This is a genomic window from Aeromonas sp. NJAU223, assembly GCF_051125555.1.
GTDB lineage: Bacteria > Pseudomonadota > Gammaproteobacteria > Enterobacterales > Aeromonadaceae > Aeromonas > Aeromonas veronii_G.
This window is the reverse complement of the sequence record NZ_CP144204.1, coordinates 807,854-832,659: the sequence shown is the minus strand read 5'-3', so window position 1 is coordinate 832,659 and position 24,806 is coordinate 807,854. Positions and strand designations below refer to the sequence as shown.

20 protein-coding genes are annotated in these 24,806 nt (G+C 61.5%); 7 read left to right on the top strand and 13 right to left on the bottom strand.

Annotation, left to right across the window (positions count from 1 at the left end):
* Positions 1-16 precede the first annotated feature (16 nt).
* The 5 genes from VZC39_RS03985 to arcB all read right to left on the bottom strand — a co-directional run bounded on the left by VZC39_RS03985 (position 17) and on the right by arcB (position 9,839).
* Positions 17-1,228, bottom strand: coding sequence for an EAL domain-containing response regulator (locus VZC39_RS03985; protein ID WP_349921157.1), 1,212 nt, complete (start codon positions 1,226-1,228; stop codon positions 17-19).
* Entirely contained in the window at positions 1,209-5,498 is a 4,290-nt protein-coding gene (locus VZC39_RS03980) for an ATP-binding protein (protein ID WP_434665888.1), read from the bottom strand. Before VZC39_RS03980 ends, VZC39_RS03985 begins: the two co-directional genes overlap by 20 nt.
* 147 nt (positions 5,499-5,645) lie before the next feature.
* Positions 5,646-5,849: a hypothetical protein gene (locus VZC39_RS03975; protein ID WP_349921155.1), complete on the bottom strand. Its 204-nt coding sequence runs from the start codon at positions 5,847-5,849 to the stop codon at positions 5,646-5,648.
* 283 nt (positions 5,850-6,132) lie between these two features.
* A complete protein-coding gene (gene dgt, locus VZC39_RS03970) occupies positions 6,133-7,497 on the bottom strand; it encodes a dGTPase (RefSeq protein WP_434665884.1) in 1,365 nt (454 codons plus the stop codon).
* A 29-nt stretch (positions 7,498-7,526) separates the two neighbouring features.
* A complete protein-coding gene (gene arcB, locus VZC39_RS03965) occupies positions 7,527-9,839 on the bottom strand; it encodes an aerobic respiration two-component sensor histidine kinase ArcB (RefSeq protein WP_434665881.1) in 2,313 nt (770 codons plus the stop codon).
* Positions 9,840-10,039: 200 nt separating this feature from the next.
* Here arcB and VZC39_RS03960 point away from each other — a divergent pair, with 200 nt between their 5' ends.
* A complete protein-coding gene (locus VZC39_RS03960; protein ID WP_434665878.1) occupies positions 10,040-11,038 on the top strand; it encodes a DUF2860 family protein in 999 nt (332 codons plus the stop codon).
* Positions 11,039-11,096: 58 nt separating this feature from the next.
* Here the strand turns inward: VZC39_RS03960 and VZC39_RS03955 are convergent, their stop codons facing one another.
* The 4 genes from VZC39_RS03955 to VZC39_RS03940 form a co-directional block, all read right to left on the bottom strand.
* The gene (locus VZC39_RS03955; RefSeq protein WP_349921151.1) at positions 11,097-11,792 is read right to left on the bottom strand and encodes a DUF3334 family protein; all 696 of its coding nucleotides are present in this window, start codon (positions 11,790-11,792) and stop codon (positions 11,097-11,099) included.
* Between the two features lie 133 nt (positions 11,793-11,925).
* Complete coding sequence (locus VZC39_RS03950) at positions 11,926-12,357, bottom strand: HIT domain-containing protein (RefSeq protein ID WP_349921150.1); 432 nt, start codon at positions 12,355-12,357, stop codon at positions 11,926-11,928.
* Positions 12,358-12,419: 62 nt separating this feature from the next.
* Positions 12,420-13,046: a DUF2057 domain-containing protein gene (locus VZC39_RS03945; RefSeq protein ID WP_434665873.1), complete on the bottom strand. Its 627-nt coding sequence runs from the start codon at positions 13,044-13,046 to the stop codon at positions 12,420-12,422.
* Between the two features lie 78 nt (positions 13,047-13,124).
* Entirely contained in the window at positions 13,125-14,027 is a 903-nt protein-coding gene (locus VZC39_RS03940; protein WP_434665870.1) for a LysR family transcriptional regulator, read from the bottom strand.
* 99 nt (positions 14,028-14,126) lie between these two features.
* Between VZC39_RS03940 and VZC39_RS03935 the strand changes: the two genes are divergently transcribed.
* A complete protein-coding gene (locus tag VZC39_RS03935) occupies positions 14,127-14,741 on the top strand; it encodes a short chain dehydrogenase (RefSeq protein WP_434665867.1) in 615 nt (204 codons plus the stop codon).
* 127 nt (positions 14,742-14,868) lie between these two features.
* Here the strand turns inward: VZC39_RS03935 and VZC39_RS03930 are convergent, their stop codons facing one another.
* The 3 genes from VZC39_RS03930 to dapA form a co-directional block, all read right to left on the bottom strand.
* Positions 14,869-15,972, bottom strand: a complete 1,104-nt coding sequence (locus VZC39_RS03930; protein ID WP_434665864.1) for a phosphoribosylaminoimidazolesuccinocarboxamide synthase — start codon at positions 15,970-15,972, stop codon at positions 14,869-14,871.
* A gap of 104 nt (positions 15,973-16,076) precedes the next feature.
* Complete coding sequence (gene bamC, locus VZC39_RS03925; RefSeq protein WP_434665861.1) at positions 16,077-17,210, bottom strand: outer membrane protein assembly factor BamC; 1,134 nt, start codon at positions 17,208-17,210, stop codon at positions 16,077-16,079.
* On the bottom strand, positions 17,203-18,090 hold the full coding sequence (dapA, locus tag VZC39_RS03920) for a 4-hydroxy-tetrahydrodipicolinate synthase (RefSeq protein WP_434665858.1): 888 nt from the start codon (positions 18,088-18,090) through the stop codon (positions 17,203-17,205). The genes bamC and dapA overlap by 8 nt, the downstream gene beginning before the upstream one ends.
* 197 nt (positions 18,091-18,287) lie before the next feature.
* On the opposite strand from dapA, the gene VZC39_RS03915 reads away from it, so the two are divergent.
* The 3 genes from VZC39_RS03915 (at position 18,288) to VZC39_RS03905 (ending at position 20,219) form a co-directional block, all read left to right on the top strand.
* Entirely contained in the window at positions 18,288-18,821 is a 534-nt protein-coding gene (locus tag VZC39_RS03915) for a glycine cleavage system protein R (protein WP_434665856.1), read from the top strand.
* Positions 18,822-18,839: 18 nt separating this feature from the next.
* Positions 18,840-19,304, top strand: a complete 465-nt coding sequence (gene bcp, locus VZC39_RS03910) for a thioredoxin-dependent thiol peroxidase (RefSeq protein ID WP_349921142.1) — start codon at positions 18,840-18,842, stop codon at positions 19,302-19,304.
* A gap of 414 nt (positions 19,305-19,718) precedes the next feature.
* Positions 19,719-20,219, top strand: coding sequence for a YfbU family protein (locus VZC39_RS03905; protein ID WP_434665854.1), 501 nt, complete (start codon positions 19,719-19,721; stop codon positions 20,217-20,219).
* A 72-nt stretch (positions 20,220-20,291) separates the two neighbouring features.
* Here VZC39_RS03905 and yfbV read toward each other — a convergent pair whose 3' ends face one another.
* Positions 20,292-20,732: a terminus macrodomain insulation protein YfbV gene (gene yfbV / locus VZC39_RS03900; RefSeq protein ID WP_349921140.1), complete on the bottom strand. Its 441-nt coding sequence runs from the start codon at positions 20,730-20,732 to the stop codon at positions 20,292-20,294.
* Positions 20,733-21,034: 302 nt separating this feature from the next.
* On the opposite strand from yfbV, the gene VZC39_RS03895 reads away from it, so the two are divergent.
* Entirely contained in the window at positions 21,035-22,237 is a 1,203-nt protein-coding gene (locus VZC39_RS03895) for an acetate kinase (protein ID WP_349921139.1), read from the top strand.
* Positions 22,238-22,306: 69 nt separating this feature from the next.
* Entirely contained in the window at positions 22,307-24,460 is a 2,154-nt protein-coding gene (gene pta / locus VZC39_RS03890) for a phosphate acetyltransferase (protein ID WP_349921138.1), read from the top strand.
* The last annotated feature ends 346 nt before the right edge of the window (positions 24,461-24,806 follow it).

Sequence of the window (24,806 nt, the reverse complement as noted above, 5' to 3'; positions counted from 1 at the left end):
GCATCCAGCCCGGACTTCACATGGTGATCAGTGCCGGCAGGCGCTCCTGCCAGGTGCGGTGCCACGCCAGCAGCTCTTCCCGTGGCATGGGGCGGGCGGAGAAGAAGCCCTGACACACATCGCATCCCAGCCGGCTGAGCAGTTGCCAGGTGGGTTCATCCTCGACCCCTTCCGCCACCGACTTGAGTCCCAGCTTGCGGGCGAGTTCGATACTGGATTCGATGATAGCGAGCCGGGAGGGATCCTCATAGCAGCGATCGACGAAAGATCGGTCCAGCTTCAGTTCGGTGAAGGGCAGCAATGCCAACTGCTGCATGGAGGAGTAGCCCGTTCCGAAGTCATCGATGGAGAGGCCAAAGCCGTGCATGCGCAGACGGGTCAGCACCTCGAGGGACTTGCCCAGCTCCTTGACGAAGGCGCTCTCGGTCACCTCCAGGGTGATGAGCTCGGGGTTGATGCTCCAGCGCTGGCAGTGATTGAGCAGGGTATTGCACAGATCCCCCTCGATGAGGGAGGTGGTGGAGAGGTTCATCGACAGGTTCAGCGAGAGTCCGGTGCGCTCCCACAGGTGACCATCCCGCAGTGACTTGCCGATGATGACCTCGGTCAGCGCATCGATGAGCCCGTGCCGCTCCGCCAGCGGGATGAAGTGAGCCGGCGAGATGAGACCATATTCCGGATGCTGCCAGCGCGCCAGCGCCTCCATGCCGATCCACTGGCCACTGCCGAAACTCACCTTGGGCTGATACCAGGGCAGCAGTTGATCCTGCTCCAGCGCCTGGCTGAGCTCATCCAGGGTCAGGCTGTGGCGATCCTCTTCCCGGTTGCGCTCCTGACGGGGTTGCCAGCTGTCGATCAGCTGCCGGATCTGCTGCTGGGTGGCGGGTTTGCCGATACGCCCAAGCACCTGCAGGCCATAGGCGGCGCTCATGCGCAACACGGCATCGACCACATCATCCTCGAGGGCGCTGCACAGTATGATGCCCCCTCGAAAGCCCCCGAGGGAGAGCCGCCGCAGCAGCGCCATGCCATCCATGCCGGGCATGCGCAGATCGCAAAACAAAATATCGACCTGATGATGCTGACAGAGCGCCAGTGCCGCCTCCCCATCTCCGGCCTCCAGCACCTTGCCCTGGCAGAGCGTGCTCACCTGATGCATCAGCGCCTTGCGCTGGAAGCTGTGATCCTCCACCACCAGGATGGTCAACTCATGCTGGGTATTGTTCATCGAGCCATAATCCAATGTCGCCTGTGATCCCGTTCATCAATGTTTCTACTCGCTGGCACAATTGTGCCAGCCTATCCAACTGCTTCAAGCGAGCCACCGTCTCCAACTGCGCCGCCTCCGTCGCCAGGGTCGACAGTCCGACCATGCGGGCGGCCCCCTTGATCCGGTGGGCAATCTCCACCAGCCCCTGGGTATCCTGACGGGCCAAGGCTCGCGCCATCTCCTCCCCATCCTGGCGATTGGAGGCCAGATATTCCAGGGCCATCTCACGGGCAACCGCCAGATCACCAAACAGCGCTATCCAGTGTGAGGCGGACAGCGGTGCTTCCTCATCCTGCACTGCCGGGTCTGAACCCTCAGCCTCGTCGCTTGTCGCCATCGCGGCCGGCAGCCAGCGCAGCAACATCTGGCGCAGGGCCTCCAGGTTATAGGGTTTGAACAACATGTCGTCCATGCCCGCTGCCAGCATCTGCTCGCTGGCCGTCTCCGAGGCATCGGCCGTGACCCCTATGATGGGGGACGACTCCCCCGCCGCGCGCAAGGCCCAGGTCAGGCTGTAGCCATCCATCACCGGCATGTGGCAATCGGTCAGCAACAGGGAGAACCCCTGCCCCTGCCAGGTCCGCAGCGCCTTCTCCCCGTCCTCGACCATGACCGCCTCTATGCCCAGTATGGCAAGTTGTCGTGCCAGCAGGGCCCGGTTGACGGGATGGTCATCGGCCACCAGTACTCGCCCCTGCAGCTTGTCCAGCTGCAACTGGGCCGGCCGGGGAATGCCCTGGCCCGCGAGTTGATGACAGGTTTCCAGCAGCAGATCCGGGTAGAGGGGAGAGAGGCCCAGACGCCACCAGTCATCGCTCTCCATCCGGCTGCGCAAGGCCTCCTTGGTGGAGAGTACCAGCCCCTTGAGGGGGCTTAGCTGCAACTGCTGCTGCCAGTCGCTTCCGAGCCGCTGCTCCAGCGCACGTTCTTCCGCGATGAGGCGTCCTCCCGAGAGGTGCTGCCACCCCTGCGCCGGCAAAGGCCGCAGCTTGGCGCCAAGCTGGGCCATCGCCTCCTGTGCCCCCCTGTCCTCTCCCAGCCACCACCAGTCCTGATCGGCCAGAGGCGGCGTGTTCCACTGGCACTCACGCAGGGGCACGCTGAAGGTGACCCGGGTACCGACCCCCAGCTCGCTTTCCAGCACCAGCGCACCGCCCATCTTCTGGCTCAGCTGATGACAGATGGCAAGGCCGAGCCCGGTGCCACCGAAACGGCGGGTGATATCGGACTCCACCTGTTTGAAGGGCGTGAAGAGATGCTCCTGCTTGTCGGCGGCGATGCCGATCCCGGAGTCCTGAACCACGAACTGCAACCGGTTGTCCTGATAGCCCACCCGGATGGCGATGGCCCCCGCCTCGGTGAACTTCACCGCATTGTTGAGCAGGTTGGAGAGCACCTGACCGACCCGGATCTCGTCCATGCAGGCCTGATCCGGAACCTCGGGTCCCCAGGCCAGCGTGACCTTGAGCCCCTTGCCATAGGCCAGGGTGGCGTGACCCCGGATGACATCGCAGACTACCGAGGTGAGGCGGCAGGCGTGATAGTGCAACTGCAACTGGCCCGCCTCCATCTTGGAGAAATCCAGGATGTCGTTGACCAGATAGAGCAGACTGTTGGCCGAGGTCGAAATGTTGCGCAGCAGATAGCGCTGATCGTCGTCGAGCTGGCTCATCTGCAGCAGCTCCAGCATGCCGTGCATGCCGGAGATGGGGGTGCGCAGCTCGTGGCTCATGGTGGCGAGGAAGCGGCTACGGGCCTGCATCGCCTGCTCCGCCACGGCCCTGGCCTCCCTGAGCTCCAGCTCCTGCTGCTTGAGGGCCGTGATGTCATGGATGACGCCGTTGAGGATGATCCCCTCTTCCTGGCGCAGGAAGCTGCCACGCACCTGCAGGTAGCGTGCCCCTTCCTCCCGATCCACCTTGACCTCGAGGTCGAGGGGAGCCAGCAGCTCCGCATGGTAGGCGACCTTGCCGACAAACTCCTGCAGCGCCGCTTCGGTGAAGCCGAACAGCTCGCCACCCGAATCCACCGCGACCATCTGCTCGTCGCTCACGCCGAGAATTTCCCCCGCCCCTTGCGAGACATAGAGGAAACGTCCCTTGCCTGGCCCGATCCAGAGGTACTGATAGACGATGCCCGGCATGCTGTCGGTGATCTGGGTGAGCCGCACTTCTGCCTGACGGGCGCGCTCCTCGGCCTCTTTTATGCTGCTGACATCGGTGAGTACAGTCAGCACACCCAGCATGTCGCCATTTCTTGAACGATATGGCTGCTTTGCATAGATGACATGGAAGGAGGACCCATCCTGGCGTCGGCTGTAACCCGCCCCCTCCAGCATCTCGCCGCTGCGCCAGACCTCCCGTTCTTCGCGCAACACCCGCTCCCGTTCGGAGGGGGGCAGATTGGCCGGGTGGAAACGCTCCTCGTCTCCCTCACCGATGAAGGTATCCCGATAGGCGTGATTGCACAGGGTGATGCGCAGCTCCTTGTCCCGGAGCACCACCATGTTGGGCAGGGAATCGAGCAGGGTCTGCACGAAGGTCAGCTGCTCGCTGAGCTGACGCTCGGCTTGCTGGCGCTGGGAGATCTGGCGGCGCAGGGTGCGATTCCAGCCGATGAAGAGCAGCACGCAGAGCAGGAAGATGCCGGCGCCGAGGGAGGACCAGAGCAGCACGGTCGCCGGATCTATCCCCGTCTGTATGGTCAGGGACATCCACTTGTGTTCCAGCCTGGCCAGCTCGTCCGGCCGGACCGACAGCAGCGCCTTGGTCAGGATCTGCTGCAACATGGGATCTTGCTTGTGCACCGCCATGGCAACCGGTACCCGCAGGTCGCTGCCGGAGAGGACGACCTGGTAACGATCGTTGAAGCCCCGCTTCAGGGCCTGCTCCAGGGTGGTCACATTCATCAGCACATAATCCACCTGACCGCTGTCCAGCAGGGACAACAGCAGGCTGTCGCTGGAAGTGGTCACAATCTTCGCCCCCACCTTGTCCAGCAGCAACTTCTCCACCGAACCGGCCACCATCCCCACCCGGTGGCCCCGCAGGGCATCCGGTCCCTCGATTTCAGGTGTTCCCTGCCTGGCGGCTATTACTCGATGAATGAAGGCGTATTCCGGCGTGAACAGCATCAGCTCACGACGCTCATCGGTGGGGGTGATGGCGGGGATCAGATCCAGTTGTTGATTGTTGAACTGGTCGATGGTCTCCACCCAGTTCTGGGTCGGCACCAGGGTAAAATGGAGGCCGGAACGCTCCCCGACCAGCGCCAGCAGATCGGCCACAAAGCCGGTGAGTTTCCCATGTGGATCGATTTCGCTCACCGCCGGCCAATGGGGAGCAACCCCATATTTCAGGGTCGGGTGCTGGGCCAGCCAGTCCAGCTCTTCTTGACTGAACAGGGTCTGATGCGGTCCGCCCAGCTTGCTGTAATCGATGCCTCCCCCGGTCTCGAGCAGGCGCCAGCGTTCACTGTCCGGGATGCTCCCCAGCACCCGTTGGGCCAGCACCCGCAATCCGCTCTCCCGTGCGGAGAGCGTCATGGTCAACCGGGTCGATGGTACCCAGGCCGGGGTGACCACCAGCAACTCGTTGTATTGACGCTGATGCTGCAACCGCAGCAGGGTCGGCAGATCCGCCAGATAGGCATCCACCAGCCCGCGTTTCACCAGTACGGCCGCCTCGTCGGCGTTGTCGGCATGCTCGACCCTGGTCATCCCCAGCCTGGCCAGTTCGTCGCACGCCCCGAAGCCACGAATGCACACCCAGCGCCATGCCTTCGCCACCGACAGGGAGGAGCCTGTCTGGGAGCGCATCAGCAATATGCCCCTCGGCACCCCCATGATATCCAGAGAGATCAGGGCCCTCTCCTCGGACGACTGCACGGGCGTGACTCCCAACAGCAGATCGACCTCCCCATCCTGCAGCCCCTGCTGGGCACGAACGTAATCAGGGTATCCCCGATATTGCAGGGGCAGGCCCATGTGCCCGGCCACCAGTTCGGCGAAATCATCGAGGGGGCCGTGAAAGCTGCCACGACCATCCGCATAGACGTAGGGGGGCCAGTCCACCGAGACCATGCCGATCACCAGTTCGTCATGCTTCTTCAGCCAGCGCTGTTCGGCATGGGCAGACTCCGCCTGGTTAGAAGCGGGAACGGCCGATGCCGCCCAGCTCCAGCAGATGAGCCAGCACAGCAAAATGAAGCGATAACAACGAGATGGCATGACTGAACCCCTTACAAACCGGGTGGAGATAATAAAGGCTTTAGCGCAATGTGTGACTAATAAATTTGTAACATTGTCAGATGACATGAAAAAAGGCAGGCCAAGGCCTGCCATTTTTCTGCATGAAGGGGGCCAGGCCCCCTGCCATCAGGTTATTCGGTTCCCGAGACGGAAGCCGGTTTGAAACTCCCGCTCACGCACATGGGCAACCTGTACATCCATCCCTTCCAGGCCGATATCTTTGAGCAGGGCGGGTGAGAGGTGCAGATAACTGACGCGACGTTCCAGCCGGGTGATCCGCTTCTGGACCAGGGATTCGACGGTGCGCAGCAGTACGAGTTCGATAGACATAACATTCTCCAGTTGAACATGCGGTTCTCCCGGAGAGAGGACATCACCCTGCGGGATAACCGCGGGTGATGAAAAGACAGGTGTTACCTGTTCACTCCACGCGGTAAATAAAGAGCACGAGTCATCGCGCTGCCGATGCAGCGGTCGAACGCAACGTTTAGCATTGAATGTTGCATAGTCGTCTCCTTACCGTGTGAAAGTTGAACAAGTTGCCACAGTCTAGAAAAACACCGAATTTCGTGCAATATCCGCCCCACCCATATGGGGGGCATGGCACCGAACATCAGATCCCGGACAGCAGCCGGAACTCCTCGAGGGCATAGGTATCCGTCATGCCGCTGACGTAGTCGAGCAGCAGCCGCACCCTGTAGTACCACTCCTGTTCTGCCCTCGACACGAAGCGGGGATCCGCCGCGGCGACCGCCAGCCGGTACGCCTTGAGGTGGCGGGCCGACAGACGATGGAACAGCCTGCGGGCGAAGAACAGCTCGCTGCCCCCCTTGCCCGCCAGCAACCGCTCGAACTGGGCGGCCGGCAATGCCAGCAGGCAGGCGTAGGTGGAGAGCACCCCGCGCAGGGCGGCGTAACCTTCCAGCTCGAGGGCCTCCACTTCCGGGCGCATGAAGACCTGCTCCCTCGCGACTTGCTTGAGCACGTCCAGCACCCGTGCCGCCGGCGCCTGACCATGCAGCAACGCCTGGGGATAAGCCCCCTTCAGCATGGCCTCGTGCTCGGTGACATAGGTCTTGGCCGCCAGATCCACCAGATCCCGGGTCAGCTGCTGACGGAAATGGGGGAAGAAGCCCCTGGTCGATGCCATGGCCTCGGCCAGCAGGCTGGTCATGTACTCTCCCCCGTCGGCCAGGCGCAGGGCCTGCTGCAGCTCCCCGAGGCCGAGGATCCGCCTGTCCACCGCATCCTCGAGATCCGCGATGCAGTAGGAGATGTCGTCCGCCGCCTCCATGATGTAGACCAGCGGATGACGGCAACCCGGTGCCAACCCGAGCTGCTGGCTCAGGGACTGGTAGAGAGGCTGCTCGCTGAAGAAAATGCCGCGCTTGCTGGTCCAGCCATGATGCTGGCCAAGGTGCTGCCCGGGCGCGGGCTGCTGCGGGTATTTGCACAGGGCCGCCAGCTGGCCCAGGGTCAGGTTCAGCTCGTGCAGGCTGTGCACCAGCCGCAGACTCTGGGCGTTGCCGTCGAACACCAGCAAGTCCTGGCGCAACTCGGCCCACTGGGGACTCGGCAGTTGGTCGTGGGCACAGGCAAACAGCGCGTCCAGCTCCTGGGCCAGCCACTGGCTCATCACCTGCTCGCCAAAGTGGCCGAAGGGGGGGTTGCCCACATCGTGCAGCAGGCAGGACATCTCCACCAGGTTGATGAAGGCACCCTCGCACACCGCATCGGCGGGCAGCCTGGCCAGGATGCGGCGGCTGATCTGGCGACCGGTCTCCTGCACTTCCAGCGAATGGGTCAGGCGGCTGCGCACCGAGGCCTTCACGTCCAGCGGGAAGACCTGGGTCTTCTGCTGCAAACGGCGCACGGGGGCAGCCTGCACGATGCGGGCGCGATCCTGTTCGGTCGCCTCCAGCAGGGGCTCCTCCCCCCAGTTGTGGATACGCAGTGAGGGGATCAGGCGCTGATACATGGAAGGTTCCTCAAACTGTGATGCAGGGGTCAGGAGAGCAGCCAATGGCGCAGCCGGGAGATATCCCCCGGGTATTCCCGCCTTAACGTCTCAATCCAGTCCTCCACGTTCTCCCACCAGGCGGGATGATCCGGGCTCTGGATGAGCTGGGCGGTCTGTTGCAGGCGGCGCAGGCCGATGGAACCGGCCGCCCCCTTGATCTTGTGCGCCTCCTCCACCACACCGGCCTGATCCCGGGCCGTCATGTTCGAGTCGAGCACCGCCATGTAGTCGGGCATCATCTTCTCGAACAGATCCACGCTGGAGAGCAGCACCGGCTTGCCCACCGTACTGGCGTAATCGGTGAGGAAGGCAAGATCCAGCAGGGCATCCTGATTGCCCGCCGCCTCCTGCTCGTGCGCCTCATCGTCGGCCAGATCGGCGAACAGGTGGCCGATGACCTCCCGCACCGCCTTGGATCCGAGCGGCTTGTTGATCACATCCTGCATGCCGCGCTCCCGATAGTACTCGCGATCGCCGGTCGCATTGGCGGTGAGCGCCACCATGGGAGGCAGGCTGTCGCCGTAACGCTCAAGCAGCTTGGCCGCCACGTCGAAACCGGTCATGTCCGGCAACTGGATATCAAGCAGGATCAGATCGAAATCATCCGGATTCGCCATGGCCAAGGCCTGGGTGCCGTCGCGCGCCACCTTGACCTCGTGGCCCAGCTTGCTGAGCAGGGCGCAGGCCACGGTCACGTTCAGCTCCACATCCTCCACCAGCAGGATGTCGAGGGAAGGCAGCTCCAGCTCCGGTTCGATGGCCTGGGGCGCCACGCACTCCACTTCCAGCTCGGCGGTGAAGCAGGCCCCCTCGCCGGGATCGCTGTCCACATAGAGCTGGCCGCCCATGGCCTGCACCAGCTGGCGGGAGACCGCGAGGCCGATGCCGGTGCCGGTGGCGTGTTTCTTGCCCTGCACCTGATAGTACATGGCGAAGATCTTCTCCTGCTGGGCGCGGGGGATGCCGACCCCGGTGTCTTCCACCTCGAAATGCAGCGCCAGCTTGCCGGGCGTATCGGACTCATGGGATAGGCAACGCACCGTCACGCCGCCCTCATCGGTGAACTTCACCGCATTGCCCACCAGGTTCCACAGCACCTGGCGCAAGCGGGTGCCGTCGGCCATCACGAACTGCGGCATGTCGCCATCCCGGTCGAAATGCAGGTAGAGCCCCTTCTGCTCCGCCTGGATGCGCGACAGCGTCTCCAGCTCGTCGAGGAAGGCGGGCAGATCGATGCGGGTGGGGGCAATTTCCAGCCGGCGACGGTCCAGTTTATCCAAGTCGATGATGTCGTTGAAGATGTTGCCGAGCGTCACGGCGCTCAGGTGGATGGTCTTGAGCTGCTGGTGCTGTTTTGCGTCCAGCGGCGTGTCCATCAGCATGCGACTCAGGCCCACTATGCCGTTGAGGGGGGTGCGCAGCTCGTGGCTGATGGTGGAGATGAAGGTGGTCTTGTCCCGACTCGCCTTCTCCAGCTTGTCCTGATACTGCTTGCGCTCGGTGATGTCCCGGCCGAAACCGAGCAGGCCGAGCCGCTTACCGAACCTGTCGAAGAAGGGCACCTTGCGCAGCTCGAAGTAAGCCTTGCGGCCATCCGGGTACTCCAGCCACTGCTCATAGGTGAGCGGTTCATTCTGGGCGAAGACCTGCTTGTCGGTCTCCACCACCTTGCTGGCGATGTCCTGCTTGTAGACGTCGAACGGGGTCAATCCGATGAGATCCGCCTCCACCCGGCCGGTCAGCTCCTCCATGGCGCGGTTGCAACCGGAGAACTGCTCCTCCTCGTTGCGGTAATAGACCAGGTCCGGTGAGCAGTCGATGAAGGAACGCAGCAGGGCGGTACGCTCCCCCAGATGCAGCTGGGCCTTCTCCCGCTGGAATACCTCGTTCTCCAGATCCTCGATCGCCTGCTGGCGCAAGGTTTCGGCGCGCTGGGTCTCGGCTATCTGGGTGTTGAGACGGCGAATGTTCTCCTGCAACTGGTTGTTGAGCTCGAGATCCCGCTCGCGCATGTCCTGCAACTTCGCCACCATGCGGCTCAGCCGCTGACGGGAGTCCTCCAGCTGATCCACCACGATGGAGAGAAAATAGACGGCCCAGGGCGTCACCAGCAGGCCGAAGAAGACCGAACGCACCAGGTCGACCACATCCACGGCCCCGCGCAGAAACAGGGTCACCCCCATCTGGATGGATACCGCCAGCACTATGATGCAGGCCGCCAGCAACATGCTGAAACGGACCAGTCCCAGCTTGGTCATCAGATCGACATAATATTGCGCCCAGGATTTGATTTGCTTCATCGCGTTATTTGCTCCCCGCTATTGCGCAAACAGGATACCAGCACGGCGCACCGAACTCTTGTCGGCCGTAGTTTAAATTATTGATTAACGTCACACTCTCATTGGGGTAGCATGCCCGATTCATGCCAGTCAGCTCCAGTTCAGAAAACCGGGCCAAATCTGGCTATCACCGTCATCACCCTAATCCAGGAGCCTCATCGATGCGCAATCTCTCTCTTTTGAGCCTCAGTCTGCTGGTCGCCAACGCCGCTCACGCCGATCTGGGCGCCATCCCCAAGGAGTCCGGCTGGTCCGGTTTCCTGCTGGGGGGCGTCACCGTCAGCAGCCATGAATCCAATTTCTATGCAGGCGGAGACAGCAACAGTCGCATCGACAACCTGGGTACTCCCGGCAGCGAGAGCGAGTTCTCGCCCCTTATCAACGCCGACATCCGCTACACCTTCGCCGACACCCGCACCCAGGTCTTCCTCGGCAACCTCATTCAGGACGCCATACGCTTCGACTTCACCCAGCAGCTCGGGATCCGTCAGGAGATGGGGGACAAGGGCATAGTCGCAGGTTCGGTGGTGTTCAACGTCATGCCCGTCGAGCTGTGGAGCGATCCTTACGCCATCGGGGTGGATCGCAGCTCCACCGATGCCAAGTCAAAGGGGGTGCGTTTTGCCTGGGACAAGATCTGGGGCAGCAACTTCAATGGCAACATCACCACCCGTGAAGTGGAGCTGGACGAGGAACACAGCGGCCGGCAGTACGATCAGCGCAACGGCACCAGTTATGCCCCCGTGCTCAATCGTAACGGCAAGGTCCACGACATGGAGCTCTCCTACCAGTGGCATCTCGGCGATGGTCACGTGCTGGAACCCGCCATCCTCTACAAGCAGGCCAAGCTCGATGGCAGCGCCGAGAGCTTCAAGAACACCGGCCTGCAGCTGACCTACGCCAAGCGTGGTCCCCAGTGGTCTTTCGTCACCAACGGCTATCTGGGCAAACGTGACTACGACGAGGCCAACCCCATCTTCGGCCAGACGGCAGATGCGGATGAGATGGCACTGAGCGGCACCTTCTTCTGGCACAGCCTGCTGGGGGTGAAGGATCTCAGCGGTGTCATCACCGCCTCCTACAGCCAGGCCGACTCCAATATCGACTTCTACGACAACAAGACCACCAGCTTCAGCACGGGCCTGCTCTACAACTTCTGAGCATGCCGCGCCCACGAAAAAGGCCACCTCAGGGTGGCCTTTTTGTTGGCATCTCGCCTCACAGACCGAGGGAGTTCAGCAGATCGTCGTGATCGTTGCTGGTCGCAGCCGGCGCAGGCGCAGGCTTGGCCGCCGCCAGCTTGGCCTGGGCGATCAGCTCATCTGGATCGACTTCCTCCTGCACCCCGCCATCGTGGATCCGGATAAACTCCGTCTTGTCCATCGCCAACTCCAGATAGAAGATGTTGTTACTGGCGGTGAAGAAGGTGACGCGGCGGGTCTCGGGGTTGTCGAGGTTGGTATCCACACTCAGCATCACCTGCTTGTTCAGGGCCAGCATCTTGGGCTGGTTCTGGGTGATGTGGGTCTGCAGCTCGCGGCCCACCTTGCCGGTGAAACTGCCGACGATCTGGTTCATCAGCTCCCCCATGACGTTGCTGACTTCGTCAGCCGTGTGGGAAATAGCGAGATCTTCTTTCGATAGCCCCATGCTTAGCATGTAACTCTGATAGAGCTCCATGGCCGCCGCCGCCGAGAAGTTGATCACCACCAGCCCGGAGAAGCCCCCGTCGAACAACACGAAGCAGCCGATGTCCGGCTTGAGGCAGGTCTTGCTGATCCGCTGCACCATGCCGGAGAAGCGCACCTGGCTCTGGCTCGCCGCACTCAATACGCTCGTCACCGAGTTGCACAGACTCAGCAGCACATCCTCTGTGGTCAATACGGCGTCATCCTCGGATCTTGTCACTATCATGGAACCTTCCTGCTGAATCGAAAAATGGGTCGTCGGTCTCATCGCTCATGTCAGCACAGGGCGACCCATCGCCCTAGTACATCAGATGATCCCGATATCAAAATCGCGAGCCGCCTCTCAGTTGAGCGGTTTGTCAGGCAAGCTGCGGGACGAAACCACTCAGGGTGGCCAGACGGGCTCGCCAGTTATCGGCCTCCCGCTGCAAATCTTGCGCACTATATGGCACAGCAGGTCTGGCCCCCCAGATGGGGCCGGGCCAGGCGGGATCGGTCCCGAAACGGGCCACATGGTGCAGGTGCAGCTGGGGCACCAGGTTGCCGAGCGCCGCCACGTTGATCTTGTCCGGATGGAGCGCTTGTTCCATCAGGGCGGCCACGGCGCAGGACTCCTGCATCAGCTGTTGCTGCTGGGGCGCGGGCAGATGATGGATCTCCCGCAGGTCGGCGATGCGTGGTACCAGGATGAGCCAGGGGTACTGGCTGTCCCTGGCGAGCAGGACACGGCACAGGGGCAGATCCCCGAGGGACTGGGTATCCGCCAGCAGGCGGGGATGCAGTTCGAACATGAAAAACCTCGAAAGCGGGCAGATCGGATGAGCCGCCCACGTTACTGCAACCGGGGGCAAACTTAAAGGCGGGGAACGGCCCAGCCGATGAAACGCTTGCGAAGTTCGGGATCCGCCTGCAGGAAGAGCTGCTGCAACTGCCCCTCCAGCTCGCTGGCGGGCAATACCTGCGCCGAGGTCTGGGTGGGCGCGATGGCGGCCGTGGTTGCAACGGCGCCAACCAGTGCCGCCTTGCCCCCGCCCCGGTTGTACTCCGCCAATCGGGCATTCCAGTCCATGCCTATCTGCACCCCGTTGACCACCAGCGCGTCCTGCACCAGTGCAACGGGCTGGCCGCCCCCTTGCAGGGCGACCAGGGGCGCCTTGGCGTAGTGCTCCATCCCCGCCTCGTCCTTGGGTACCCTGGCCTGCAGTTGCAGACGCTGGCCGCTGGCCTCATAACGGATTATCTGGGGCTCGGAGCGGATCACCTTGTCGTTGTCGCTGCTGGTACGACTCGGGATCACCCCCTCATAGCGCAACAGCACCTGCTGCGCGCCATCCGCCAGCACCGCATGCTGCTCGTCCAGCACCTTGCCGGCGCTCACCGCCAGGATCTGGAAATCCTCCGGCACCTCGACCCTGACCTCGGCCTGCGCCGCCCCGCCGCACAACAGCATGATCCCAACCCAAATCTGATGACGCTTCATTCCCTGTCTCTCTTGATCGCGATGATGGCGCAGGGTAGCAGCCGGATATGACAGAAAAATAACGGCGATCCGCCCCCCTCACCGGATCAGGTAGTGGGGCCGCTCGGCGAACCACTGGGCCAGCACCTGCTTGAACAGGCGGATCTTGCGCGGCACCCGCCGCTGCTGGGCATGGAGCACATGCAGCGGGTGCAGCCCGGTTTGCCACTCGTCCAGCACCGCTACCAGCTCTCCGCTGATCAGGCTGGCCTCCACCAGCATCAGCGGGCACTTGGCGAACCCCATGCCTGAACGGGCGAGTTGCAACAGGGTGCTGTAGTGATTGGCTCGCACCTTGCCCTGCACCGGGATCTGGGCCTCCTCCCCGCCCCGGCGAAACGACCATTGCTCCCAGGCCGGGTTGCCCCCCTGCCGCAGACAGGTGCGCCCCACCAGCTCGTAGGGGCTGGCCGGTGCCCCTTCCCGCGCCAGCAAAGCCGGACTCGCCACCACCACATCCCGCAGGCGACCGAGCGGCAGGGCCACCAGGTTGTCAGGCACCTGGCTCATGGCCCGCAGGGCGATGTCGTTCTCCCCCTCGCTCATGTCGATCATGGCATTGGTGAAGTTGAGCTCCACCTCCACCCCGGGGCAGAGCTCGGCGAAGCGGGCGAGCAGCTCGCTCACCATGCGATCCCCGGTGCTCACCGGGCAGGTGAAACGCAGCCGGCCGCTGTCCTCCTCGGTCAGGGCCTGGATCTCCTGCTCCGCCTGGCGGGCCAGGGCAAAGATCTGCCCTGCCTGCAGATAGAGGCTCTTGCCCGCCTCCGTCAGGCTGAGCCGGCGGGTGGTGCGCTGCAACAGCTGGGCATTGAGCGAGGCTTCCAATGCGCTGACATGGCGGCTCAACATGCCCTTGCTCACCTCGAGCGATTCGGCGGCGGCGGAGAAGCTGCCCTGCTTGACCACCTCATAGAAGCTGGCCAGGTGACTGACATCCATTCATTAGCTCCAATATGGCAACAATGGGTTGATATTAAGCGCTTTTTCTTCTGTTTGTGACGACTAGAATCATCAATATCCCAAACAGGAGTGACCAAGATGAAAATCGTAATCGTGGGTGCCTCCGGCACCGTCGGATCCGCCGTCAGCGAACTGCTCGCCCGGGATCATCAAGTGATCCGGGTCGGCCACAACCAGGGGGATGCCCGTGTCGACATGACGGACAGCGCCTCCATCGCCGCCCTGTTTGCGGGCATCGCTGAGGACATCGGCCGCTTCGATGCCCTGGTGGTGGCGAATGGCAATGTCGCCTTCGCCCCCTTCCCCGAGATGACGGACGAACAGTGGCAGACAGGGCTCGAGAGCAAGCTGATGGGCCAGATCCGGCTGACCCGCGCCGCCATCCCGCATCTCAACGACGGCGGCTCCATCACCCTCATCAGCGGCATACTGAGCGAGGAGCCCATCAACTGGGGGGCCAGCGCCAGCACCATCAACGGCGCCATCGAGCACTTCGTGAAGGCGGCGGCCTGCGAGCTGCCGCGGGGGCTGCGTATCAACGTGGTCAGCCCCACCGTGCTGGAAGAGTCCATGGACAAGTACGCCGACTTCTTCCCGGGCTTCGTGCCCGTGCCCGCCGCCCGGGTGGCCCAGGCCTACAAGAAGTCGGTGCTGGGAGTGCAGAGCGGTCAGGTGTTCAGGGTCAACGGTTGACACCTCCTCGCTGCCAGTCAATGAAAACGGGCCCCGCGATGGGGCCCGTCCGTGCAAGGTGTCAAAGGTGAGATCTACTGCCTGACGCTGGAAAACGTTTGTTTTTCGGCGCTAAAGAAAACCGACCTTAGTCGATCAGACCGTATTGCTCACGCAGAACCTCGACAATCTCCTGCTTCGGATTGGCGCTGCGTGCAAGCTTATGACCGATGACCTTCTCGGCGATCCCCACATAGGTATGGGAGATGTCCATCATCACCTCGGTGGGCAACTTGTTGTCCCGGGCCAGGGCGAAGCGTTCCGGCATGCGGTTCTTGTTGAGCAAGATATCCGGATCCGGGAAGTGGTTGAGCAGCCACTGGCGGAACCCTTCCTTGGACTTCTCGATGATCTGACCTTCGCGCAGGGCGGCGCCATCCCAGATGCGGGAGCTGTCGGGCGTACCCACTTCATCCATGTAGATGAGCTTCTCGTTGCCCGCGGCATCCTGGACGTAGCCAAACTCGAACTTGGTATCGACGAAGACCTGATCCCGCTCGGCCAGCGCTTCGCTGATCACACCAAAGCCTTCCTTGAGCAGCGCCTCGTAGCGGTCGATATCCGCCGGTGAACGGAAACCGAAGGCCTGGGAGTGGCGTTCGAGATCGGCGCGGGAGACGTTGACGTCATCGGCTTCCGGCACCCCGTCCAGTCCCTTGAGAATGCCCTTGGTGGAGGGAGTGATGAGGATCTGTGGCAGCTTCTGATCCTTCTTCAGCCCTTCTGGCAGACGGATGCCGCAGAAGTCCCGCTCACCCTCCTGGTAGGCACGCCACATGGAGCCGGTGATGTATTGGCGGGCGATGGCCTCGATCATCACGGGGCGGGCTTTTTGCACTATCCAGACGAAGGGATGGGGGATATCCAGGATGTGGCTGTCCGCCAGTCCCTTTTCCTTGAACAACTTGAACCAGTGGCTGGAGATGGCATTGAGGGCCGCGCCCTTGCCCGGCACACCGTTCAATCCGTTCACTCCCTGCCAGATGCAGTCGAAGGCGGAGATGCGGTCGCTGATCACCATGATGGCGAGGGGGGCATCGGCCGGCACATCATAGCCTTTCTCCCGGATGAGGCGGGCGCTGTCTGCCTGGGTCAACCAGTAGACGCTGCGCACTTTGCCGGAATGGACGGGTTTATCGGTACGGATCGGCAAATCGTCGTTCACTGCCAATACTTGATCTGCAAGACTCATGGTTGCTAACACTTCCTGTTGTGGTCCTAATAACACGGGGGCGTCAGCCCCCTCTTCAACTCGCGGGATCCATATAACAAAACAGGGGCACGAGGCCCCTGTTTTCATTCTGCTGTTGCGGCAGCCTGATCGGCCTGGCCCTTGGCGAACGCCTCGGACAGGCTGATGTACATCTGGGAGATGACCCCGGATGCCACCGGTTTCTTGTCCTTGTCGAACAGGGTGATGGAGGTCTTGCCCCCCGCCATCTCGCCGAGCTGGAAGCGGTACTTGTCCTCATCCAGCTTGAAGGGTTCGGCGCCCTTGGCCTGCCAGAACTCGCTGCCCGGCTCGTCGTACTCGACGTCGATCCAGCCAAGTGACTGCTGGGTATCCTTGATGGTGAAACCGTAGCCCGGCAGCACCTGATTCAGGCGACGCCATACCTGCTCGAAGGAGGCATCCACGATCCAGGCACTGAGATCGTTGTTGTCCAGACCCAGCTCCATGCCCATGCCATCGTTGCTCTTGTGCTGTTCGCGGGCCTTGAGCTGCTTGTCGTAATAGAGGGAGAACTGGTTCAGGACCCGGGTCGCGTAACGCTGGGCATCGGCCGGGGTCAGCGTGGTGCTGGTCTCGCCGTCGATGGTCTCTTCATGATCCAGCACCCGTACCGACATGTTGACGGCATGGCGCTGGTTGTCGTTGCGCAGGGTGAACTGGTAACGCTGGCGGATGTTGAAGTCGTCATCATCCTCGCCCCAGCCATCGAGGGCGGCGGTGTTGTCAAACCAGCCGGTCTGCAGCACGCCGTCCTGCTGATCCAGTTTCTCCGTGGTCACCTTGTGCTGGGCCAGGAAGTTCATCAGGAAGGCCCAGGTATCGCGCTCCACGCTCTGGCTGGTGCTGAGGGCATAGAAGGCCAGGGTGGGCTCGCCGGGGTTGGCGGTGGTCACGACCTGGCTGCCGGGCACCACGGTCAGCAGCTGGGCGGGTGGGCGCACATCGACCTTGGCACCGATGGCACCCTCACGGCTGCTCTCGGGCAGGGCCGGGATGTCGAAATTGCTGTTAAAAGCGGGGGCACTCAATCCGGCCGGCACGAGGAAGGCACGCCCTTCGAGGCGGCTCTCTTCATACTCGAAGCCACGGTTGGCCATCTTGCGATCCTGGGGTGAGCTACAGGCTGCCAACACGGCAACGGTCGCCACACTCAGCACCAGACGCGCTGCATTTCCCTTTCCATTTGCTTTAAACACTCGCCATCAACTCCGCAGTCGTCAGTGCTCGCGCCATCGCCTGTTCGCCCTCGGGGGTGAGGTCGGTCAGCGGCAGGCGCAAGGTGGCCGTCGCCATCAATCCCAGCTGGACACAGGCCCACTTCACCGGGATGGGACTCGGTTCGCAGAACAGAGTCTGATGCAACGGCATCAATCGATTGTTGATGTCATGCGCCCGTCCGGCATCACCGGTCAGCGCAGCACGACACATGTCGGCCATCTGGGCCGCTGCAATATTGGTAGTGACGGAGATGACTCCATCGCCCCCTTGCAGCATAAAATCACATCCACTGGCATCATCGCCACTATAAAGCGCAAAATCCGGCCCGCACAGTTCACGCAGCAGCGGGGTCCGCGTCAGATCACCCGTGGCCTCTTTCAGACCGATGATCCCGGGTACCTTGGCCAGCCTGGCCACCGTCTCCGGTTTGAGGTCGCAGCAGGTGCGACCGGGCACATTATAGAGAATTTGGGGCAGACCACTAGCCTCCGCGATCGCACAATAGTGACGATAGAGACCTTCCTGGGTGGGTTTGTTGTAATAGGGGGTTACCGAGAGACCCGCTACCACGCCACTGTTGGCGAAGCGTCGGGAGAGGGCGATGGCGTGGGCCGTGTTGTTGGAGCCGCAACCAGCGATGACGGGGATGCGGCCCGCCGCGAACTCGACGGTTCTCTCCACCACTGCGATATGTTCCGCTTCGCTCAGGGTAACCGACTCCCCCGTGGTGCCCACCGCGACAATGGCCGTGGTACCGGCGCTCACATGATAATCGACCAGCGCCGCCAGACTGGACCAGTCGATCTCACCCGAGGCCTGCATGGGGGTAACGAGCGCAACAATACTACCGCGTAACATGGATTTTTCTCCCGATTTTCAGGGGCGTTATGGTAAAGCTGCCCCTTTTTAAAAACAAGGGAGGCAAGGGACAAGCCGTGTTACCATCCGGCCTAAAAATGATGCAGAAGAGTCGGGCATGGCGAGGGATTTGACGACCATACCCATTCACAGGGCTCCCTGTCATCGCATTCGCAATAATGGACGAGAGACGATTTATGACTCATTACCTGGTCGTAACGGCCATCGGCACGGACAGGCCTGGCATCGTCAATGAAGTGACCCGCCACGTCAGTGGCTGCGGTTGCAACATTGTCGACAGCCGTCTTGGCATTTTCGGTAACGAATTTACCTTCATCATGCTGCTGTCCGGTGACTGGAACAGCCTGATGCAACTCGAAATCAGCCTGCCACTGCGCAGCCAGGAGTGGGATCTCATCACCATGATGAAGCGCACCGAGCGCCACCACTCACTGCAATACGACATCAGCGCCAGCGCCGATGTCCTGATCCGGGATCAGCCCGGCATCGTCAGCCAGTGCACCCAGTTCTTCAGCGACCACGGCTGGGACATCCAGGCCATGCAGACTGTTACCCTGGAACAGCAGCCGTTCAACCTGCTCAAGGCGAGCTTTCAGCTGAATCTGGCCAAGCTGGGAGAAGAGGCCGGCTCCAAGACGGCCTTCGCCGACTTCTGTCGTGAGCTGGGCGCCGAGTCCTTCGAATTTCTCGTCAACCACAAATACGCCTGACGGCACTTAGGAGATCCCATGCAACCCTTGCAAGCTGGCACCCTGGCCCCCGATTTTTCCCTGCCCGATCAGGACGGCAACCCGGTTACCCTCTCTTCCCTGCGCGGCAAGAAAGTCCTCATCTATTTCTACCCCAAGGCGATGACCCCGGGTTGCACCACCCAGGCCTGCGGCCTGCGAGACGTCAACGCCGAGCTGGCCGCCCTCAATGTGGTCGTGCTCGGCATCAGCCCGGATCCGGCCAAGCGTCTCAAGAAGTTCGAGGAGCGCGACAACCTGAACTTCCGCCTGCTGGCGGATGAGGATCACGCCGTCGCCGACGCCTTTGGCGTCTGGGGCCCGAAGAAATTCATGGGCAGGGAGTATGACGGCATCCACCGCCTGAGCTTCCTCATCGATGAAGAGGGCAAGGTCAGCCATCGCTTCGACAAGTTCAAGACCAGCGATCACCATCAGGTGGTGCTCGAACGGGTGAAAAGCTAGTCGAAAGCGTGACCCCATATCGGACAAAATGATAGAAAGAGGGCCTGCATATGCAGGCCCTCTTTTATCGATGCACTTTATCTTTCAAGGCTCGTCTGTCTGAGAGACGAGGGCGAGCAGCTGGCTGCCCCGTCCCGCCTGCAAGCCCAGGGCCGCGGAGGGATCTTTTTGAGAGTCTGCACCCAAGTGAGGTGCCTTGGTGGTGGATCATCTGGCATGGGCCAAATGACGCTTCCATTCTTGCCGAGCCGGTCCAAAATGCAAGCCGTGGTGGCGACAATTAATTAACCAACCCCGTCAGGTCGCCGCCTCCTTCAACCCCGTTTTTCTCGCCGACCTCCCCTGCCAGATCAAAAAATTCATCCTGAATATGGGTTAACGTGGTGTCAGATTCATTTTCCAGCGAGACAGCCCATGAACATGAGCCATACCGAACGCCTGATCCTGAGCAATCAGTACGAGATCCTGGCCAAACTCAATCCGGAAAAGGCCGCGTTTTATCTGCGGGCCAGCACCATCATTGAGCGGGGTTACTGCCTGCAGATCCTCGAACTGGAGAAAGACTTCAGCCATCTGGATCTGGCCACCTGCCAGGAGGTACTCGACACCCTGGAGATGCATCACGCCCTGGCCATCTCCTGGGGCAATCTGGATCCGGTGACCCAGAGCGAGATCAAGGTCAGTCGGTTGACCTTCAACGGTTATAGCCGCAGCCAGGAGCGGGAGCTGGCGGACTATGTCTGCTTCCTGCTGGAAGTGGACAAACGCTTCCCCGAACTGCCCTGCCCCTGCGACGAGCTCTCCAGCAACATCGCCATGCGCAACAAATATCAACGCATGCTGGCGGCCTGGCGCCAATGTCCCCGTCAGTACAAGCTCTCCATTCAGGAGATCAGCAAGGTGCTGGCGGCCTGAAAACGGCCATGAAAAAGGCGCCCATAGCGCCTTTTGACTGTGCATCGATGTTAATGAAGCAGGCTGGTTTCCTCACTCATAGAGGAAAGACTTGTCCAACTGCTTGAAGGCGGCGCTCAATGTGTCGGCCAGCTCCTCGTAGCGCGGCTGCGCCACCAGCTGACGCCGCCCACCCTGTTCGTTCATCTTGCCGTTGATTTCCCGATACCAGCTGGCGAGGGAAGGAGGCAGCCGGGTGTCGGCACGCTGGCCAAGCCAGTAATACCCCTGCAGGGGCAAACTCAGCAGGAAGAACACGGACGCCATGACAGAGGGCCAGTAGTGCTGCTCGCCGAACTGGAATTGCACCATGACGCTGAGCACGGCGAGAGCCGGAATGATCTTGAGGGCGAACTCGGTCGCCTTGATCACCCTGTTCTCCGGAAATAGGGAATTAAGCTCGGGACGGCGCGGCCAAAGAGTCATATAATGACGGCCTTGCTGTAATTTAGTTCCAAAAATGTTCATGCTCATGCTACCTCCGAGCTCTTTTTGAACGCATTAACGGCAAAACCTCGACATTTTTTGAGGGCCAATAACAAAGGTTGAGGATACTTTGTTATTTTTCAACAATCAGGTTATCCTTTGTACGCCCAATTTTTACGCCAGTATACGATTTACTGGCCTGTCAGGGACGTCTGGATCTCGGGTCTTGTATCACTATACAAGGGGCAAGCAACAGATTGCCAACCCTCATAAGGATAAGTTGAAAGTTTTTGGACGCACCGCGTCCGGCGCATCCTCCAACCCAACCCAATCTGCGATAGGATTTATTCATGAGTAAGCTGGTTCTTGTTCTTAACTGTGGCAGCTCGTCCCTGAAGTTTGCTGTCATTGACGCAACCACCGGTGATGACCTGCTGTCCGGCCTGGCCGAGTGCTTCAACCTCGACGACGCCCGCATCAAATGGAAGCTGAACGGCGAGAAAGGCAATGCCGATCTGGGTGCCGGTGCCGCTCACCAGGAAGCGCTGGACTACATCGTTCACAAGATCCTGCCGCTCAATCCGGAACTGTCCAAGAACCTGATCGCCATCGGCCACCGCGTGGTTCACGGCGGTGAGCAATTCACCTCTTCCGTTCGCATCACCGACGACGTGATCGCCGGCATCGAAGCCGCCATTCCCTACGCGCCGCTGCACAACCCGGCTCACCTGATTGGCATCCGCGCCGCGCTGAAGGTGTTCCCGGAACTGGCCGAGAAGAACGTTGCCGTATTCGACACCGCCTTCCACCAGACCATGCCGGAAGAAGCCTTCCTGTATGCCCTGCCGTACAAGCTCTACAAAGAGAACGGCATCCGTCGCTACGGCGCCCACGGCACCAGCCACTACTACATCAGCCTGGAAGCCGCCAAGCAGCTGAACAAGCCGGTCTCCGAGCTGAACATCATCAACTGCCACCTGGGCAACGGCGGTTCCGTCTGCGCCATCAAGAACGGCCAGTCCGTCGACACCTCCATGGGTCTGACCCCGCTGGAAGGCCTGGTGATGGGTACCCGTTCCGGTGATCTGGATCCGGCCATCATCTTCTTCCTGCACGACAAGCTGGGCATGAGCGTGGCCGAGATCAACACCATGCTGACCAAGGAATCCGGCCTGCAGGGTCTGACCGAAGTCACTTCCGACTGCCGCTTCGTTGAAGACAACTACGACAGCAAGGAAGAAGCCAAGCGCGCCATGGACGTTTACTGCTACCGCCTGGCCAAGTACATCGGCGCTTACGCCGCTGCCATGGACGGTCGTCTGGACGCCGTCGTCTTCACCGGCGGCATCGGCGAGAACTCCGCCCCGATCCGTGAGATCACCCTGAACAAGCTGGGCCTGCTGGGCTTTGACGTCGACCACGACGCCAACCTGAAGGCTCGTTTCGGCAAGGGTGGCGAGATCACCAAGGCTGGTTCCACCAAGGCCCTGGTCATCCCGACCAACGAAGAGTGGGTCATCGCCCACGATGCGCTGGAACTGGTCGGCGCATAATTTAGCTGTAGAGCAAGGCCGCCCCAGGGCGGCCTTTTCCTGATCCCAAAAATGAACAAGGGGTAATAAGTGGCACGCACTATTATGCTCATCCCGGTCGGCACTGGTGTCGGCGTAACTTCCGTGAGCCTTGGCGTCGTTCGCGCCATGGAACGTCACGGTGTCAATGTCAGCTTCTTCAAACCGGTGGCCCAGCCTCGTCCGGGTGAAACCGGTGCCGAGCGCTCCACAGCCGTGATCCGCGCCGCTGCCAACATCAACCCGCCCGAGCCGTTCACCCTCTCCTACGCCGAGAACATGATCACCTCCAGCAACACCGACATCCTGCTGGAAGAGATCGTCGCGCGCTTCGAAGAGCACGTGAAGAGTAGCGGTGCCGAAGTGGTGGTGATCGAAGGCCTGGTGCCGACCGACAAGCAGCCGTTCGCCAACAAGCTGAACTACGACGTCGCCAAGGCGCTGGACGCGGACATGGTGTTCGTGACCCACCCGGGCAACGATTCCAGCCAGAAGCTCAAAGAGCGCATTGAGCTGGCCTGCTCCAACTTCGGTGGCGTCAGCAACCCCCGTATCGTGGGCTGTGTCATCAACAAGGTGGGTGCACCGGTTGACGAACATGGCGTGACCCGCCCCGACCTGACCGAGATGTTCGAAGCCCATCACCACGGCGCCGATACCGGCCACAACCTGGAAGTGCTGCAAGTCTTTGGCAAAAGCCCCCTGCGCATCCTGGGCTGCATCCCCTGGAACACCCAGCTGATCGCCCCCCGTGCCAAGGATCTCGCCAAGCACCTGGCCGCCAAGATCCTGCACAAGGGTGAGCTGGACAGCCGCCGCCTGCAGACCGTGACCTTCTGTGCCCGCTCCATCCACAACATGATCGAGCACTTCCGTCCGGGCAGCCTGCTGGTCACCTCCGGCGATCGCTCCGACGTCATCGTCTCCGCCTGCCTGTCCGCCATGAACGGCGTCAAGCTGGGTGCCTTGCTGCTGACCGGCAACTACCACCCGGAGCCGCAGGTCATCGCCCTGTGCCAACAGGCCATGGCCACCGGCCTGCCGATCATGATCACCGGCACCAACACCTGGCAGACTGCCGTCAGCCTGCAGAACTTCAACGTCGATATTCCGGAAGATGACCGCGAGCGTATCGAGCTGGTGCAGGATTACGTGGCCGGCCACATCGACAAGCACTGGATCGAGTCCCTGACTGCCAAGTCCACCCGTTCCCGTCGTCTGAGCCCGCCCGCCTTCCGTTATCAGCTGACCGAGCTGGCCCGTCAGGCCAACAAGCGCGTCGTGCTACCGGAAGGGGAAGAGCCGCGGACCATCAAGGCTGCCGCCATCTGTGCCGAGCGTGGCATCGCCCGTCCGGTGCTGCTGGGCAACCCGGAAGAGATCCGTCGCGTCGCCGAACAACAGGGCGTGGTGCTGACTGATCGCGTCGAGATCATCGATCCGGTTGAAGTACGCGAGCGTTACGTTGCCCGTCTGGTCGAGCTGCGCAAGAACAAGGGCATGACCGAAGTGGTCGCCCGCGAGCAGCTGGAAGACAACGTGGTGCTGGGCACCATGATGCTGGAGCGCAACGAGGTCGACGGTCTGGTGTCCGGTGCCGTGCACACCACCGCCAACACCATTCGTCCGCCGATGCAGATCATCAAGACTGCCCCGGGTTCGTCCCTCATCTCCTCCATCTTCTTCATGCTGCTGCCGGATCAGGTACTGGTGTATGGCGACTGCGCCATCAACCCGGACCCGAGCGCCGAACAGCTGGCCGAGATCGCCATCCAGTCCGCCGACTCCGCTGCCGCCTTCGGCATCGAGCCGCGCGTGGCCATGATCTCCTACTCCACCGGGACCTCTGGCGCCGGTGCGGACGTGGAGAAGGTGCGCGAGGCGACCGAGCTGGCCAAGGCCAAGCGTCCCGACCTCATCATCGACGGCCCGCTGCAGTACGATGCGGCCATCATGGAGAACGTGGCCAAGTCCAAGGCTCCGAACTCGCCGGTAGCCGGCAAGGCCACCGTGTTCGTGTTCCCGGACCTGAACACCGGCAACACCACCTACAAGGCGGTACAGCGTTCCGCAGACCTGGTCTCCATCGGCCCCATGCTGCAAGGCATGCGCAAGCCGGTCAACGACCTGTCCCGTGGCGCCCTGGTGGACGACATCGTCTACACCATCGCCCTGACCGGTATCCAGGCTGCCCAGGCCGAGTAATCGACCTCAGCCCTGAGATCTCAAAAACCCGCCAGTTGGCGGGTTTTTTTATGGATGGTCGGCACCATTCCTCATGGGCAACGAGAGCCATGTTGATCCGCAAGATCAAATCAGGATCCCGCCGGGATCCTGCCATTTCCCCGCAGGGCTCAGCGGACAAGGGGCTGGCGATAAGCAAACGCTCACACTCTCCCGGGGGGATTGTGCAAATGCGATCCAGCCGGGATCAGATTGAAATATCTCTTTAAGATCAGCGAACTAACGCCAGACACACCGCTAATCTACAGAGTTTTCCACAGCTTTTGTGGATAGTTTACCGATCATTTGAAAGAAAATGACAGTTCCA